This is a genomic window from Bacillus sp. Root131, from assembly GCF_001429475.1.
In the GTDB taxonomy this organism is placed as follows: Bacteria; Bacillota; Bacilli; order Bacillales; family Bacillaceae_G; genus Bacillus_A; species Bacillus_A thuringiensis_S.
This window is the reverse complement of the sequence record NZ_LMJQ01000005.1, coordinates 110,536-126,724: the sequence shown is the minus strand read 5'-3', so window position 1 is coordinate 126,724 and position 16,189 is coordinate 110,536. Positions and strand designations below refer to the sequence as shown.

The window sequence follows — 16,189 nt, the reverse complement described above, 5'->3', positions numbered from 1 at the left end:
TAAAAATAAAAATTGACGTTTCACGTTGTTTGTTTCGTTCAGTTTTCAAAGAACTACTTGGTCGCTCATTTGCGACTTCCTTATGTTAACATCTTCGTTTTTCGATGTCAACTAAGTTTTTCAATTTCTTTTTTGTCGTTTTCTGCGTTTCCGCATCAGCGACGGTTATTAATATATCATGGTGAAAAATGAAATGCAACACCTTTTATAAACTTTTTTAAAAACTGCCCACATTTCTTTTTTAATATCATATACTTAAACGAAATATCTCTTTCATGTATGATTAATTCCTACATATATTTTATATAAAGTTACTCTATCAAAAAACGTTTCTTTCTATAATAAGAGTTTTATTCATATACCATATCATACAAGGAGGAATATATATGGACTATACCGATTTATTAATCAAACTAGGTCTCTCGGCTATTTTAGGATTTGCCATTGGTTTAGAACGCGAATTAAAACGGAAACCACTTGGTTTAAAAACGTGTTTAGTTATTTCTATTATTAGTTGCCTCCTAACGATTGTTTCTATTAAAGCAGCTTATAACTTACCACATACCGATCATATGAATATGGATCCACTTCGACTTGCCGCTCAAATTGTATCAGGAATTGGTTTTTTAGGTGCTGGCGTAATTTTAAGAAGAGGCAACGATAGCATTGCAGGACTCACGACTGCCGCTATGATTTGGGGTGCTTCTGGTATTGGTATTGCCGTTGGAGCTGGTTTCTATATCGAGGCAATTTTCGGAATGTGTTTTCTTATGATTAGTGTCGAACTTATACCATTGACAATGAAGTTTGTAGGTCCTAGATCATTTCGTCAACGTGATATTGCAGTGAAACTTGTTGTGCGAAATATGGACAATATCCCGGTTGTAATCGAGGAGATAAAAGAAATGGATATAAACGTTAAAAATATGAAGCTTAAAACGTTAGAAAACGGTTCTCACTATTTACATCTTAAACTGTCCATTGATCAAAAAAGACATACCGCTGATGTTTACTATACTCTCCAGCATCTTGAAAGTGTCCAACAAACTGAAGTGGAAAGTATGTAGCATAAAATAAACTCTCTTTAATTAGAGAGTTTTTCTTTTTTCTATAATGGTAACAATGAATGTAGTCCTGCAAAACAAGGAGGAATTTACTATTGAAATCCCGTCCGAATTTAGTAGATACATTTCGTGATTCCATTATTTTTCGTTTAATTTGTTTTATTATTGTACTCACTGCTTTTTCTGGTTTTCTTATACATAGATTAGAACCCTCTCATTTCACTACATGGTTTGACGGAATTTGGTGGTCAATTGTTACCATTTTTACAGTTGGATATGGCGACTTTGCTCCCCATACAACGATAGGAAAACTAATAGGTATAAGTATTATTTTATTAGGAACTGGCTTTTGTTCTTATTATATGGTTCTATTCGCTACTGAGATGATTAGTAAACAATACATGAAAGTTAAAGGTGAAGAAGCCGCTACCTCTAACGGTCATATGATTATCGTTGGCTGGAATGAGCGTGCAAAACATGTTGTAAAGCAAATGCATGTACTACAACCAAACCTTGATATCGTTTTAATTGATGAAACACTTTCTTTACTCCCAAAACCCTTTCATCATTTAGAATTTATAAAAGGTTGTCCGCATCACGATCAAACTTTATTAAAGGCTAATATTGCAACGGCACACACCATATTAATAACAGCGGATAAAGAAAAGAACGAAAGCTTAGCAGATACACAGTCCATTTTAAATATTTTAACTGCGAAAGGACTCAATCCAAACATTCACTGCATCGCCGAACTACTTACTACTGAACAAATTCAAAATGCAACGAGAGCGGGCGCGTCAGAAATTATAGAAGGAAATAAATTAACGAGTTATGTATTTACCGCTTCTCTTTTATTCCCTTCTATTTCAGGTGTACTATTCTCACTTTACGATGAAATCTCTGATAACAAATTACAACTGATGGAGCTTTCTCCGTCCTGCACCGGACAAACCTTTGCAAATTGTAGCTATACCCTTCTAAAACAAAACATTCTCTTACTAGGTATAAAGCGTGATGATCAATATATGATTAATCCAGTCCATACCTTCATTCTTATCGAAAGCGACATACTCATTGTTATTCACCATTAATAAAATGACGCTCTAGTTCTTGCATGAGCACTTTCCCAATATTGATATATTTTCTTTTTACATCTCCATCTGGATCTTTCGGTTCAGCAAATTGATCCATCCCACTCGTTCCAGCGGTTAAAGTATTCACATTATCATCTAGTTCGTCTTGATATACGTGCGAAAGAATATACGGCGTTTCAAGACGGACTACTACACCAGGTACATCCAGTTCACCATCTACTGCTGTAAACGGCACTCGTAAAAATTGATACCCATCTTCTTCATCGATTTTGTAATCGAAGCATCCTTTATCATAATCCCAATTACCACCAATGCTATATCCAAGTGGTTTCATAATCTCTTCTAACTTAAATAGCGCATATGTACGTCCTTCTAAATTTGATTGAATTGGAATCAAGTCCATCCCTCCAAGACTTTTCCTTTAGCATACCCACTCTAGCTTGAATATACTGATGGACTTTTCGATAAAATAATAAAAAGCGACCGGATTCCGGTCGCTTTTTATTATTTTAAACGCTCTTCTAATTCTGCTTTTAATTCTTCAAATCCTGGTTTACCAAGTAAAGCAAACATGTTCTTCTTGTATGCTTCTACGCCAGGTTGGTCAAATGGATTTACCCCTAGTAAGTAGCCGCTCATCGCACATGCTTTTTCGAAGAAGTATACAAGGTAACCGAATGTGTACTCATTTAATTCAGGAATATTGACGATTAAGTTTGGTACTCCCCCGTCGCTATGTGCAAGTAATGTACCTTCGTATGCTTTTGTGTTTACAAAGTCTACAGTTTCACCAGCAAGGTAATTTAATCCGTCTAAATCGTTTTCTTCTGATTCGATTGTTAGTTCATGTGTAGATTTACCTACTTTAAGAACTGTTTCAAATAAGTCACGACGACCTTCTTGAACGTATTGACCTAATGAGTGTAAGTCAGTTGAGAAGTTTGCTGAAGATGGGAAAATACCTTTTTGATCTTTTCCTTCACTTTCACCAAATAACTGTTTCCACCACTCAGCGAAGTATTGAAGTGCTGGCTCATAGTTAACAAGCATTTCAATTGTTTTTCCTTTATTGTATAAAGCGTTACGAACTACTGCATATTGGTAAGCTGGGTTTTCTTCTAGTTCTGACGTTCCGAAGTCATCATGACCAGCAGCTGCACCTTTCATCATCTCTTCAATATTTAAGCCACTTACTGCGATTGGTAATAAACCAACTGGCGTTAATACAGAGAAACGTCCTCCAACATCATCTGGAATAACAAATGTTTCGTAACCTTCGTTATCAGCTAATGTTTTTAATGCACCACGTGCTTTATCTGTAGTTGCATAAATACGTTTGCGAGCTTCTTCTTTTCCATACTTTTCTTCTAATAACTTACGGAAGATACGGAATGCTAGTGCTGGCTCTGTTGTTGTACCTGATTTGGAAATAACGTTAATAGAGAAGTCTTTACCTTCTAATACGTCCATTAAATCTTTCATGTAAGTGGAGCTAATGTTTTGTCCAACAAATAGCACTTGTGGAGTTTTACGTTGTTCTTTAGAAAGCGTGTTGTAGAAAGAATGGTTTAACATTTCGATTGCTGCGCGTGCCCCTAAGTAAGAACCACCAATACCTACAACAAGTAAAATGTCAGAGTCATTTTTAATTTTTTCTGCGCATTTTTGAATGCGAGCGAATTCTTCTTTGTCATATTGAAGCGGAAGGTCTACCCACCCAAGGAAATCGTTCCCAGCTCCAGTTTTTTCGTGGATTGCGTGATGTGTTACTTTCACTGCATCACGTAAATAAGTGATTTCATGTTCACCGATGAAGGATAACGCTTTAGAATAGTCGAACGTTACATGTGTACTCATCTTTTTCCCTCCAATTATGGATATGTATTTCTGTATTCACTTTAGCGAAACTGAAGTTGTAAATCAAGCGATTCAACCATTGTAAACGTAACCAATATATATTTTTTAGAAAAAGTTCATTTTTTGCATAAAAATTCGCATTTTTCGGTATAGATGTATATACATCATCTTTCGAACATTTTTTATGTATAAAAACAACATAACTACCCCATTCTATAAAAGAGTTAATTAACTCATCGCTTGCTCATGCTTCACAATTAAGGGGGGCTTTTTCATGAGTACTTTGCAACGTATCGCATTAGTCTTTACTGTAATTGGCGCTGTGAACTGGGGACTAATCGGATTTTTCCAGTTTGACTTAGTAGCAGCCATTTTCGGTGGACAAAATTCAGCTCTTGCACGTATTATTTACGGCATCGTTGGTATATCTGGGCTTATCAATCTTGGTTTATTGTTTAAACCATCTGAAAATCTTGGTACACACCCAGAAACAAACGAAATTCGATAGTCAGTATGTCCTTTCACCTCCGACATACGAATATGATTGCATGCAATCATATTTGCAAATATATATCATAAGATAAAGTAAAAGAGGAACGCTCATATGCGTTCCTCTTTTACTTTGTTAACTCGGACTCTTCAATCCATTCTGCCAACTTTTCTCGCAGCGTATTAAATCCGTTTTCAGATGGGTTCGGTATAAGAATCCTTCCTTGTTTTCTTTTCGCCGCTTTTAACGATAAACTCATTTTTCTGTGCTCTTCATCAATTGAAAGTACCTTTACTTCTACTGTATCGCCGACTTTTAAAAAGTCATGAATATCCTTTACATATCCATTTGTAATTTCAGATATATGCACAAGTCCTTGTGTTTCTGCATCTAACGCTACAAATGCACCGTAATCTTGAATTCCAGTCACTTTCCCTGTTACAACCACTCCTGTTGTATATTGTTCTGACATATGAAACACTCCCATACGTTTACCATTCTCTCTACAATTATAAAGAGCAAAGCAGATATATTTATTTTAAATATCCGATTGGTTAGTACGCATTCTAGATAACGTTATCTAGAATGCGTATACCTTATATTAGTAAATTATACCACTATGACAGAACTCATTCAAAATTCATGAAAAATTCCCCTTAAAGAAGTATAATTCTCCAATATTGGGATAGACTACTAACACATGGCTTTCTAGTATTCCCCCCCTTTTATGGACAAAACGTATTACGTTTTGTCCTTTTTTTATTTTCTACAAACCGTTCCATTCTCTTCATCGCTTCCATAAGTTGTTCAAGCGACGTTGCATATGAACAACGAATAAATCCTTCACCACTTTCGCCAAATACGCTACCAGGGACAACGGCCACTTTCTCTTCCAACAATAACTGTTCTGCAAATTCCGCTGAAGATAATCCGGTTGAAGATATAGCAGGAAAAACATAAAATGCTCCGCCCGGCACATGACACGTTAAGCCCATTTCATTGAAAGATGTCGTCATGAAGTTACGACGCTTCTTATAGCTATCTCTCATTCGAATTACTTCATCGTTCCCTGCGCGTAACGCCTCAAGTGCTGCAAACTGAGACATCGTCGGTGCACACATCATTGAATACTGATGGATTTTGAGCATTAATTCTGAAAATTGAACAGGAGCTGCAATCATACCGAGGCGCCATCCTGTCATCGCAAATCCTTTTGAAAATCCTGAAATTAAAATCGTATGCTCACGCATATTTTTAATACTCGCGAAACTTGTATATACTTCGTCGTATACAAGTTCTGCATAAATTTCATCAGATAATACGATTAGATTGTACTTCTCAACAATCACTGCTATTTCTTCAAGCTCGGATTTATTTAGCATTGCACCTGTCGGGTTATTTGGTGAACAAAGCAAAATTGCCTTTGTTTTCGCTGTAATAGCTGCTTCAATTTGTTCTGGTTGTACTTTAAACTCGTTTTCTAACGTAGTCGCCACAGGAACCGGAACTCCTCCAGCTAATGTCACAAGTGGTGCATAAGAAACGAAGCTCGGTTCAATAATGAGCACTTCATCATCAGGATTTATAATGGCGCGCATCGCTACATCTAACGCCTGGCTCGCTCCAACTGTAACAATGATTTCATCACTTGGATCATAAGATACTGCAAATTGTTTTTTTAGATACTTTGCTATTTCTTGACGGAGCTCCAATAATCCTGCATTTGCTGTATATGACGTATACCCTTGTTCCAAAGAACGAATACATGCTTGCCTTACATTCCAAGGTGTAACAAAATCCGGCTCTCCTACCCCGAGGGAAATAACACCTTTCATATTTGCTGCTAAATCAAAAAATTTTCGAATACCAGATGGTTTTAAAGATTCTGCTGATCTAGATAGTTCAAATTGCTTCATGGTGTCACCACAATTCGCTTATCATCATCGTCTTTTTCATAAATAACGCCCTCATGTTTATACTTCTTCAAAATGAAATGAGTAGTTGTAGAAACAACAGATTCAATTGTTGCTAATTTCTCAGAAACAAACATCGCTACTTCTCCCATCGTTTTCCCTTCTAATGTAATAGAAAGATCATATGTCCCTGACATTAAATAAACGGATTTCACTTCTGAATAACGATAAATTTGTTCAGCAACCGCATCAAACCCAACGCCATGCTTTGGCGTAACTTTCACATCGATCATTGCCGTTAAACCTGTATGTTCTTTCACCTTCGTCCAATCAATATGTGTTACATAATCCACAATAATCTTTTCATTTTCTAACCTCGCAACCATCTTCTTTACTTCTTCTACCTCTATATTTAACAGCTTCGCTAATGTATCTACAGATAATCGACTACTCTTTTCAAGACAAGCTAATAATTCTAATTCTTTTTCTGTCACCATATAAATCATCCTTCCTTTTCGTTTGTGTTTAAATTATACAAATACCCTTTCCAGTTTGAAAAGAAGATTTTTCTATTGAATTATGTCAAAATAAAGTGAAACTTTAATCAGCGAAATGCTTCACCCCACTGATTATCAGCCCACACCAATCGGGCTTTTACGGACAGTTGCTCTCCCACCTAACCTCTTTGCTTGAGCTGCTTTTTGAGGTGGGAGACTTACTGTCCGTTAATGCGGGGTAAAGTGAAACTTTAATCAGTGGAAAAATGCGTGATAAAGCGAAAGGGGATGGAATCGTGAAACCAAAAGTTTATATTGCTGAACCAGTTCCAACATTTGTAGAAAACTATTTATCAGAACACTGTGATTATGAAAAATGGGATCAAAATGAGAAAGTACCCCGTGATGTTCTATTAGAAAAAATACAAGATAAAGATGGGTTATTAAATTTCGGATCTGCCATTAATGAAGAATTACTGACAGTGGCTCCTAACTTAAAAGTAGTGAGCAACATTTCTGTCGGTTACGATAATTTTGATTTACAAGCGATGAAAAACCGAAATGTTATCGGAACGAATACACCATACGTATTAGATGATACAGTAGCTGATCTCGTTTTCGCCCTTATGTTATCTGCTGGGCGCCGTGTTTGCGAACTCGATTCTTATGTGAAAAATGGTGAATGGAACGCTGAAATTGGAAAAGAACACTTCGGACTAGATGTACACCATAGCACAATTGGTATTATCGGTATGGGCCGAATTGGAGAAGCCGTTGCAAAACGAGCAAAATTCGGATTTGATATGAATGTTCTTTACTATAACCGCCGTCGTAAAGAAGAAGCTGAACAAAAATTCGATGCTACATATTGTGATTTACAGACGCTACTGGAGCAGTCTGACTTTATTGTTCTTCTTACTCCATTAACAGATGAAACATATCACCTTATCGGAGAAAAGGAATTTTCATTAATGAAAGAAACAGCAATCTTCATTAATGCTTCTCGCGGGAAAACAGTAGATGAAGAAGCGTTAATCCATGCTTTAACAGAAAAGAAAATCTTTGCAGCAGGTATCGATACATTTACACAAGAGCCGATTCAAAAAGATAATCCACTCTTATCATTACAAAATGTTGTGACTTTACCACACATCGGATCTGCAACATTAAAAACTAGGCAGCAAATGGCTATGACCGCCGCTGAAAATTTAGTTGCAGGATTACAAGGAAAAACACCGCCTAATATTGTTCGCGGGTAATACTGAATAAACGAAAGGCAAGATGACATCGTCATCTTGCCTTTTTTTGTTAACATATTTTCTTCTTCCTTGGAGATGATATGAACAAAAATCAATGGAGTGACAAAAAATGAATCACGAATATACTTGTCCTTATTTCACTTTTTCCACTCGCGGCACTACTATTCATTACGAATTGTATGAACACGATAACAAAACAGAACGTCCTACTTTCGTACTCGTTCACGGCTTTTTATCTTCCTCATTTAGTTACCGTCGTCTCATTCCCTTACTATCGAAAGCAGGAACAGTGATTGCTCTTGATTTACCACCGTTCGGAAAAAGTGATAAGTCTCATCTGTTTAAGTATTCTTATCACAATTTAGCAACGATTATTATTGATTTAATTGAACATTTATCTCTCTCAAACATTGTATTAGTTGGGCACTCTATGGGTGGGCAAATTTCTCTCTATGTAAACCGTATACGTCCTGAACTCATTTCAAAAACGATTTTACTATGCAGCTCTAGCTATTTAGCACGCGCAACCTTACCTTTACTATACTCTTCTTATTTACCGTTCTTTCATTTATACGTAAAGAACTGGATTATTAGACGCGGTATTGTTCATAACTTAATGAATGTCGTTCATGATCACTCATTAATTGACGATGAAATGAAAAAAGGTTACTCCGCTCCTTTTTATGACGACCGTATATTTCCCGCTTTAACTCGCATGATACGAGACCGTGAAGGTGACTTATCTTCAACTGAATTACAAAAAATCGAAACACCTATCTTGCTCATTTGGGGTGAAAAAGACCGCGTCGTCCCTGTACATGTAGGTCATCGTCTACACAAAGATTTACCGAATTCAAAATTTATTTCTTACGAAAATACAGGACATTTACTACCTGAAGAAAAGCCTAAACATGTTTATGAAGAAATTATCGCTTTTTCTGCGCAATAAAGTGAAACTTTAATCAGTCCCCACCTAACTTCTTTGCTTCCGCTGAATTTTGAGGTGGGGTCTTACTACCAAGCAAATAGCGGGATAATATAAAAAAGGCTGTCGGAAATTCCGACAGCCTATAATGAACAACTTCCGCCTTCTTTTATTACAAGTAATTCCACAGCTAACTTCTCACATTTTTCAAGCGCAGGTACTTCCTCAAAAGACATAAAGTATATATGTTGAATCTTCTTTGCGATGTATTTTGGATCATCAAACACACTTATGACGTTCACAACATCGCTCGCTTCTGTTTCATAAAACTCCGGTCCCATTTGAAACGGATCCCAATTCTTCACAACCTCTATCATCTTTTCATATGTACCCATTCGCTTCCCGCCTTTTCACTTTTTAATACTTTTCTTTATCCTATCACATCAGCTATTCTATAAGAAGAGAGAGAACTTTCGTAACTTATTGGTTTTACAGAAGAAGGGGGCAAACTTATGCAACTATTTCATAAAGCAATCAATCGACGTGGAACGCATAGTATAAAATGGGATACATATAAAAACGAAGAACTTATCCATGCTTGGATTGCTGATATGGATTTTGAAGTACCAAAACCAATTCAAACTGCCTTAAAACAACGGATCGAACATCCGATTTTTGGCTACACACTTCCCCCTGAAAATATTGGGGATATTATTTGTAACTGGACAAAACAACAATACGACTGGGACATTCAAAAAGAATGGATCGTCTTTAGTGCAGGGATCGTTCCAGCTCTTAGTACGAGCATACAGGCTTTTACAAAAGAAAACGAATCCGTTCTCGTACAACCACCTATTTATCCTCCATTTTTCGAAATGGTCACAACAAATAATAGGCAGTTATGCGTGAGTCCATTACAGAAACAAAATGATACATATGTGATAGACTTCGAGCATTTAGAAAAGCAGTTTCAGCAAGGCGTCAAACTCATGCTTCTTTGTAGCCCTCATAATCCAATCGGACGCGTTTGGACGAAAGAGGAACTTGTGCAGCTCGGATCGTTATGTACTAAATATAACGTAATCGTTGTCGCGGATGAAATTCATTCCGATATCATTTATGCAGACCATACACATACACCGTTCGCTTCCTTATCTGAAGAATTAGCAGAACGCACTATCACTTGTATGGCTCCAAGTAAAACATTTAATATCGCTGGATTACAAGCGTCGATTATTATCATTCCAAACGAAAAACTCCGTCACGCCTTTACAGCTATCCAATATAGACAAGGCTTCCACGGGTTAAATATCTTCGCCTACACAGCGATGCAAAGTGCCTATACAGAATGTAATGATTGGCTAAACGAAATTCGATTATATATAGAAGATAATGCTCAATTTGCTTATGAATATATCAAAACTCACATACCTGCTCTTTCCGTAACGAAGCCAGAAGGTAGCTTTTTATTATGGATTGATTGTTCTCGTCTAAAGCTTTCTCAAAACGAGCGTACTGCATTACTTGAGGAAAAAGGAAAAATCATCGTTGAACCTGGTGAGAAATACGGGTTAGGTGGGGAAGAACATATTCGAATTAACATCGGCTGTCCAAGATCTGTTTTAGAAGAAATTTTGAACAGACTGCGTCATACGTTTTCATAATAAGAAAAGAGGCTGTCATAAATCATTTTAGGACAACCTCCTTTATCCATATCTTTTCAATTACGTTTCACAAAAAAAGCTACCATGCACGGTAGCTTTTACTTTTTCTTCATATCCGATGCTTTTTTTACAATGACACCACAAGCAATTCGATCACCTGATTTACCTGTCGGTTGTGTCATACCATCATCAGCGTTTTCTGTAATAATAATAGACGCTCCATCTTTTCTATGAATCGTTGTTTTACCTTCTTCAAGCGTTATGTGCGGCGCGTCGATTTCTGCCTTGATCTTTCCAGAACCGTCTGCAATTACGTTCGGTAAATCACCGTTTTCTGCACCCTTCGGATTAAGAAGACCATGTTTTTTATCATCAGGATTAAAATGATTCCCGGATGATTCAAAACGAGGTGCCTTACACTCTCCGATTTCATGTACATGTAGTCCGTGTGGTCCTGGCGTGAAACCTTCCCCTTTAATCGTAATTTTCACTCCACTTGTTTGCTGAACTACTTTCGCAGTCCCTACTTCATCTCCTGAAGCATTATGTAATTTCACTTCAATTTCTTTCGGCTTTCCTTGGTCACAACCTGCCATCAGAAATAATAAACAACAACTGAAAAAAAGCCGTTTCTTCATTCCATTCCCTCCAAAATATATTCTGCCCTTAGATTGTCCGAGCATAGAGGGAAACATACAAAAATGCGTTACTGTTTCTTTTCAGCTAATAGTTTTTCTTCAACTTTCTGTAATCGCTCTGCTTCTCTTTTTGATATACGAATAAACATGCGCCACGTGGCAATAGCACCGATAATAAATAGAACGCACACAATCCCTGGAATAATATATTCTGTTTTATCTTCCGGAAAATATAAAGGCATCATAACGAACACTCCTTAATTATAGGATTCAAAAAACATCAGAATTTTCTGTTATATATCTTTAAATTATAGTTGAACCAGTTCATATTCTCAAGGGGCGTTCCGAAAGTGAATGATTTCTTTGACTCCTCCTCCTACTTTCCTTACTATAAACTTGAGGTGAAAAATATGAGAGAAACATTTGAAATTGGTGAAATCGTTACTGGTATTTATAAAACAGGAAAATACATCGGCGAAATTACAAATAGCCGTCCTGGTAGTTATGTCGTAAAAGTATTAGCTGTTTTAAAACATCCGGTGCAAGGTGACTTACATAACGTAAAACAAGCTGACGTACCATTTTTCCATGAAAGACGCGCTTTAGCTTTTCGTGAGCAAACGAACATTCCACAGCAAATGGTAAAGAAATATGAAGGAGAAATTCCTGATTATACCGAGTCACTAAAATTAGCATTAGAAACTCAAATGAATTCATTTTCTGAAGATGATTCACCTTTTGCAGAGCGTAGTCTAGAAACATTAGAACAGTTAAAGAAGGACTACAAACTCTAAAAAAACAAAACGACCAAATTACATAATGTGCAATTTGGTCGTTACTGTGTGCTCACTTTCTTTAACACTTTTGAAAAATCAACGAGTTCTCCTAATGTTGGTGGTGCTGGTTTTACTAAATACTCTTTATCTTTTTCTACTAGTTTAAAAATATTGTACGTCGTCATCGCATCATCAAGCGCACAATGATGCTTCCCTGTCCCTACTTTTCCGTACGCCTCAATTGCTTTCCATAATCCTGTTTGATTTCTTTCCCCAAAAAACTTCTTATACTCAAGCGATAAATCACGACACTGCCCGAAGAATGGAAAAGCTATCCCTGCCATTTCACAATTATGCTTCAGCACTTTCATATCCATATTTCCCCACGTTACAATTGTCGGTTTACATTTCGTTTCGTATTCTGCAAGCTTCTTAACGAGTTCAGGAAATGAAATCCCTTTATCCACGACTTCTTGTTTTATTCCTAAAAACTTCTTACATCGATCCGTTAAGGAGGGAAATGTTTTCGGCCTGACATGTGATGAATACGTATCTTCCACCTTACAGCCAGCAACTGAAACGAGTCCTACCTCAATAATTTCCGGAAAAAATCCTTTCGGTTTTTTTCTATGCTGGGGCATCGTAAACTCAAAGTCTAAAAATAAAAATCGTTGTTCATCCATACGATCCCTTCCTTATCATTTTTGTCATTCCTTTCTATTTGACACTCCTACACGAACAAGCTCGAATGCTAATTCCATTTTAAATATTCAGATTGGATGTATCTTATATATATGTCAAATGCCCACAAATATTTTAAAAAATAAGAAAAAATGACCTATGCAGAAAATATGACAAAATCCCTCCTTTCATTTACATCCGCAGTTTTTCTACTTTATAATGACGTTATGTGTGTTTCATCTAGTTAATATTTGACACACTAAGAAAAATGAATGAAAGGAGATGAGATTTTTGCACGAAACAACGCAAGAACTCGCTAACTGGCAGTATTATTTTGCTATCGCAGTCTTTTTAATTACATATGCCATTATTATTTCTGAAAAAATTAATCGCGCTGTCATCGCACTTCTTGGTGCAGCACTCATGGTAATTGTGGGGGTCGTCGATTTACATAACGCCTTTACGAAACATATTGAATGGGGAACGATTACGCTACTCATCGGTATGATGATTTTGGTGAACATTACGAGTAAATCAGGTGTTTTCCAATACGTTGCCATTAAAGCAGCAAAAAGGGCACAAGGAAATCCAATTAAAATTTTAATTTCCCTTTCCCTACTTACTGCGCTTGGCTCCGCATTTTTAGATAACGTTACAACTGTACTTCTTGTTGTTCCAGTTACTTTATCTATTACGCGCATACTGCAAGTAAATCCTGTTCCTTATTTACTTTCTGAAATTATTTTTTCAAACATTGGGGGAACGGCAACATTAATTGGTGATCCACCTAACATTATGATTGGTTCTGCCAATAAACATTTAGACTTCAATGCTTTCCTATTGAATCTAGCACCAATCGTAATTATTATTATTGGAGTTACAGCAACAATACTTTACTTCATGTACCGCAAACAATTAATTGCCGATCCTGTACAAGTCAAAAAATTAATGAGCTTAGATGAAAAACAATACATTAAAGATCCAGTATTAATGAAAAAATCTTTAACGGTACTTGGACTTACAATTGTAGGTTTCATGACTCATTCTATTTTCCATATTGATGCGGCTATCATTGCCTTAACTGGTGCTACTGTACTTATGTTAATTGGTGTGAAAGAGCATGAAATTGAAGAAGTATTTGCAAGCGTAGAGTGGGTAACAATCTTCTTCTTCGCAGGGCTATTCGTACTTGTTGGAGGACTTATCGATATCGGTCTTATCAAAATGTTAGCTCAAAAAGTAATTGGTATAACAGGCGGAGATATTTCTTACGCATCCATCCTTATTTTATGGGTATCTGGTATCGCCTCTGCAACAATTGATAACATCCCATTTGTCGCAACAATGATTCCACTTATTAACGATATGGCAGTTGGGCTAGGCTTATCACCATCTGACGCACAAATCGATGTATTATGGTGGGCATTAGCACTAGGTGCTTGTCTCGGCGGAAACGGAACATTAATCGGAGCTTCTGCTAACGTAATCGTTGCAGGTATCGCGAGCCGCGAAGGACATAAATTTAGTTACATGGAATTCCTAAAAGTCGGTTTCCCAATTATGATCGTTTCATTAATCATTTCTCACATTTATATTTATTTACGCTACCTTATGTAGTAGAAAAAGCGCCCTGATAATCAGGGCGCTTTTTTACTTATATCTAAAATATATCGACTTATCAACAGAAACGAAAAATCTACTCTTTATATCTCACCGGTTCATTTCGAATAATAAATAAATGAATCGGTAAGAAAACCGAAAATGTGATTGTATGAATAATCGTAAACAATATAGAATTCGTTCCGTATCTATCTAAAATTGCGTAGATAAGATAAATAGACAGCACAATCGATACAGCTGTTGCTAATAAATATAGAATTGGTACGAAGTTAAAAATGAAACATGCGACATATATGCCGAATACTTTCCATCCCGCTTCTTCTTTTAAGAAATCCGGTAATTTGTCTTTTGCTAAATCACCCCATATCTTACTATTTAAAAAAGGAATAAACGCAAGAGCACCATCCGTTGCACCATCATTTTTCGCCATCGTATACAGTGCAAAAGCCGTTAATAAATACGCAATAATTGCCCAAATCAATACAACAAGAATAAACGCAAAACTAAGAGCAAAGAAACCTGCTAGTACGCCTTGATCCTCCATCTTATCCTCTCCTCTCTACTTTCAACATATTTCATTACATTGCAAGTTATGTTTTAAAATTTATCCAAACTCTTTGTATAATAAGAGAAGAAAGAGAATAAGAGAGGAGAAACACGTATGCATCCATTTGTAAAAGCATTACAAGAGCATTTTACAGCTCATCAAAATCCTGAAAAAGCAGAACCTATGACTCGTTATATGAAAAATCACTTCCCATTTCTAGGTATTCAAACACCGGAAAGGCGCCAATTATTAAAAGACGTCATTCAAATACATACTCTCCCAGATAAAAAAGACTTCCAAATTATTGTACGCGAGCTTTGGGACTTACCAGAACGTGAATTCCAAGCGGCCGCACTTGATATCATGCAAAAATATAAAAAGCATATAAACGAAACTCATATCCCCTTCTTAGAAGAACTTATCGTCACAAAATCTTGGTGGGACTCTGTCGATAGCATCGTCCCTACATTCTTAGGTACTATCTTTTTAAAACACCCAGAATTAATTTCTGCGTATATTCCAAAATGGATTGCATCAGATAACATATGGTTACAACGTGCCGCTATTTTATTCCAACTGAAATATAAACAAAAGATGGATGAAGAACTTCTTTTCTGGATTATTGGGCAACTACATTCTTCAAAAGAATTTTTCATTCAAAAAGCGATTGGCTGGGTCCTTCGTGAATATGCAAAAACAAATCCGGATGTAGTTTGGGAATACGTGCAAAACAATGAACTCGCTCCATTAAGTAAGCGTGAAGCAATTAAGCATATTAAACAAAATTACGGAATAAATAATGAAAAAATAGGCGAGACTCTATCATAGATAGACACGTTCCTCTATTGAGATTTAAAAAAGAACGTGTTAGAATATGTTCATTATTATTAATATAAGTAGCGATGACGGACTTATAAGTACTTGCATAAAAAGCGATTCAGGGATAGTGAAAGCCTGAAGCCGCAAGGAAACGGCAGTCCCGAGCAATACATGATAAAGTGGATGCACCTTTTGTGTATCAACTAGGGTGGAACCGCGGGCAAACGCTCGTCCCTAGGCAAATAAGCCTTGGGATGAGCGTTTTTTTATGTTCTTTTTAGCATATACTGCTCGTTTCCAAAGTATCAGAGTATATCATCGCCAATACGTTAACTTTCAAAAGGA

Annotated in this window: 19 protein-coding genes; 9 read left to right on the top strand and 10 right to left on the bottom strand. The window is 36.5% G+C overall.

Annotated features, from left to right (window positions below; genetic code table 11):
* The first annotated feature begins 386 nt into the window (after positions 1 to 386).
* Both ASE54_RS17410 and ASE54_RS17405 read left to right on the top strand, forming a co-directional pair.
* Positions 387 to 1,067 carry an MgtC/SapB family protein gene (locus ASE54_RS17410; protein ID WP_000386682.1) on the top strand — a complete coding sequence of 227 codons (681 nt, stop codon included), beginning with the start codon at positions 387 to 389 and terminating at the stop codon, positions 1,065 to 1,067.
* A gap of 92 nt (positions 1,068 to 1,159) precedes the next feature.
* Positions 1,160 to 2,155 (top strand): potassium channel protein, encoded by a 996-nt coding sequence (locus ASE54_RS17405; protein ID WP_000842324.1) that lies wholly within the window; start codon positions 1,160 to 1,162, stop codon positions 2,153 to 2,155.
* Here the strand turns inward: ASE54_RS17405 and ASE54_RS17400 are convergent.
* Together ASE54_RS17400 and ASE54_RS17395 are read right to left on the bottom strand one after the other, a co-directional pair.
* Positions 2,142 to 2,555: a YugN-like family protein gene (locus ASE54_RS17400; RefSeq protein WP_000612326.1), complete on the bottom strand. Its 414-nt coding sequence runs from the start codon at positions 2,553 to 2,555 to the stop codon at positions 2,142 to 2,144. The genes ASE54_RS17405 and ASE54_RS17400 overlap by 14 nt on opposite strands.
* A gap of 107 nt (positions 2,556 to 2,662) precedes the next feature.
* Entirely contained in the window at positions 2,663 to 4,015 is a 1,353-nt protein-coding gene (locus tag ASE54_RS17395) for a glucose-6-phosphate isomerase (RefSeq protein WP_000103654.1), read from the bottom strand.
* A gap of 274 nt (positions 4,016 to 4,289) precedes the next feature.
* On the opposite strand from ASE54_RS17395, the gene ASE54_RS17390 reads away from it, so the two are divergent.
* Positions 4,290 to 4,523 carry a DUF378 domain-containing protein gene (locus tag ASE54_RS17390; protein WP_000105788.1) on the top strand — a complete coding sequence of 78 codons (234 nt, stop codon included), beginning with the start codon at positions 4,290 to 4,292 and terminating at the stop codon, positions 4,521 to 4,523.
* 109 nt (positions 4,524 to 4,632) lie between these two features.
* Here ASE54_RS17390 and yugI read toward each other — a convergent pair whose 3' ends face one another.
* From yugI to ASE54_RS17375, 3 genes are all read right to left on the bottom strand, one after another.
* Positions 4,633 to 4,977, bottom strand: coding sequence for a S1 domain-containing post-transcriptional regulator GSP13 (yugI, locus tag ASE54_RS17385; RefSeq protein WP_000003764.1), 345 nt, complete (start codon positions 4,975 to 4,977; stop codon positions 4,633 to 4,635).
* A gap of 253 nt (positions 4,978 to 5,230) precedes the next feature.
* On the bottom strand, positions 5,231 to 6,421 hold the full coding sequence (locus ASE54_RS17380; protein WP_000808529.1) for an aminotransferase: 1,191 nt from the start codon (positions 6,419 to 6,421) through the stop codon (positions 5,231 to 5,233).
* A complete protein-coding gene (locus tag ASE54_RS17375) occupies positions 6,418 to 6,915 on the bottom strand; it encodes an Lrp/AsnC family transcriptional regulator (RefSeq protein ID WP_000255696.1) in 498 nt (165 codons plus the stop codon). The genes ASE54_RS17380 and ASE54_RS17375 overlap by 4 nt, the downstream gene beginning before the upstream one ends.
* Before the next feature lie 266 nt (positions 6,916 to 7,181).
* Here ASE54_RS17375 and ASE54_RS17370 point away from each other — a divergent pair, with 266 nt between their 5' ends.
* Positions 7,182 to 8,174 (top strand): D-glycerate dehydrogenase, encoded by a 993-nt coding sequence (locus ASE54_RS17370; protein WP_001205003.1) that lies wholly within the window; start codon positions 7,182 to 7,184, stop codon positions 8,172 to 8,174.
* Positions 8,175 to 8,283: 109 nt separating this feature from the next.
* Positions 8,284 to 9,123 carry an alpha/beta hydrolase gene (locus ASE54_RS17365; RefSeq protein WP_001015203.1) on the top strand — a complete coding sequence of 280 codons (840 nt, stop codon included), beginning with the start codon at positions 8,284 to 8,286 and terminating at the stop codon, positions 9,121 to 9,123.
* Between the two features lie 119 nt (positions 9,124 to 9,242).
* On the opposite strand, the gene ASE54_RS17360 is transcribed toward ASE54_RS17365, so the two are convergent.
* Positions 9,243 to 9,494 (bottom strand): YugE family protein, encoded by a 252-nt coding sequence (locus tag ASE54_RS17360; RefSeq protein WP_000537641.1) that lies wholly within the window; start codon positions 9,492 to 9,494, stop codon positions 9,243 to 9,245.
* 117 nt (positions 9,495 to 9,611) lie between these two features.
* Here ASE54_RS17360 and ASE54_RS17355 point away from each other — a divergent pair, with 117 nt between their 5' ends.
* Positions 9,612 to 10,763 carry a MalY/PatB family protein gene (locus ASE54_RS17355; RefSeq protein WP_001175811.1) on the top strand — a complete coding sequence of 384 codons (1,152 nt, stop codon included), beginning with the start codon at positions 9,612 to 9,614 and terminating at the stop codon, positions 10,761 to 10,763.
* 98 nt (positions 10,764 to 10,861) lie between these two features.
* Here the strand turns inward: ASE54_RS17355 and sodC are convergent, their stop codons facing one another.
* On the bottom strand, positions 10,862 to 11,401 hold the full coding sequence (gene sodC, locus ASE54_RS17350; protein WP_000746518.1) for a superoxide dismutase [Cu-Zn]: 540 nt from the start codon (positions 11,399 to 11,401) through the stop codon (positions 10,862 to 10,864).
* Positions 11,402 to 11,469: 68 nt separating this feature from the next.
* Positions 11,470 to 11,646, bottom strand: coding sequence for a hypothetical protein (locus ASE54_RS36385; RefSeq protein WP_000982756.1), 177 nt, complete (start codon positions 11,644 to 11,646; stop codon positions 11,470 to 11,472).
* Between the two features lie 165 nt (positions 11,647 to 11,811).
* Between ASE54_RS36385 and ASE54_RS17345 the strand changes: the two genes are divergently transcribed.
* Complete coding sequence (locus tag ASE54_RS17345; RefSeq protein WP_001209326.1) at positions 11,812 to 12,195, top strand: kinase-associated lipoprotein B; 384 nt, start codon at positions 11,812 to 11,814, stop codon at positions 12,193 to 12,195.
* 41 nt (positions 12,196 to 12,236) lie between these two features.
* On the opposite strand, the gene kapD is transcribed toward ASE54_RS17345, so the two are convergent.
* Complete coding sequence (gene kapD, locus ASE54_RS17340) at positions 12,237 to 12,860, bottom strand: 3'-5' exonuclease KapD (protein WP_000344356.1); 624 nt, start codon at positions 12,858 to 12,860, stop codon at positions 12,237 to 12,239.
* A gap of 289 nt (positions 12,861 to 13,149) precedes the next feature.
* On the opposite strand from kapD, the gene ASE54_RS17335 reads away from it, so the two are divergent.
* The gene (locus tag ASE54_RS17335; protein WP_000545235.1) at positions 13,150 to 14,475 is read left to right on the top strand and encodes an ArsB/NhaD family transporter; all 1,326 of its coding nucleotides are present in this window, start codon (positions 13,150 to 13,152) and stop codon (positions 14,473 to 14,475) included.
* 79 nt (positions 14,476 to 14,554) lie between these two features.
* Here the strand turns inward: ASE54_RS17335 and ASE54_RS17330 are convergent, their stop codons facing one another.
* Positions 14,555 to 15,022, bottom strand: coding sequence for a hypothetical protein (locus tag ASE54_RS17330; RefSeq protein WP_000390065.1), 468 nt, complete (start codon positions 15,020 to 15,022; stop codon positions 14,555 to 14,557).
* A gap of 117 nt (positions 15,023 to 15,139) precedes the next feature.
* On the opposite strand from ASE54_RS17330, the gene ASE54_RS17325 reads away from it, so the two are divergent.
* Positions 15,140 to 15,853, top strand: a complete 714-nt coding sequence (locus ASE54_RS17325) for a DNA alkylation repair protein (RefSeq protein ID WP_000553316.1) — start codon at positions 15,140 to 15,142, stop codon at positions 15,851 to 15,853.
* The last annotated feature ends 336 nt before the right edge of the window (positions 15,854 to 16,189 follow it).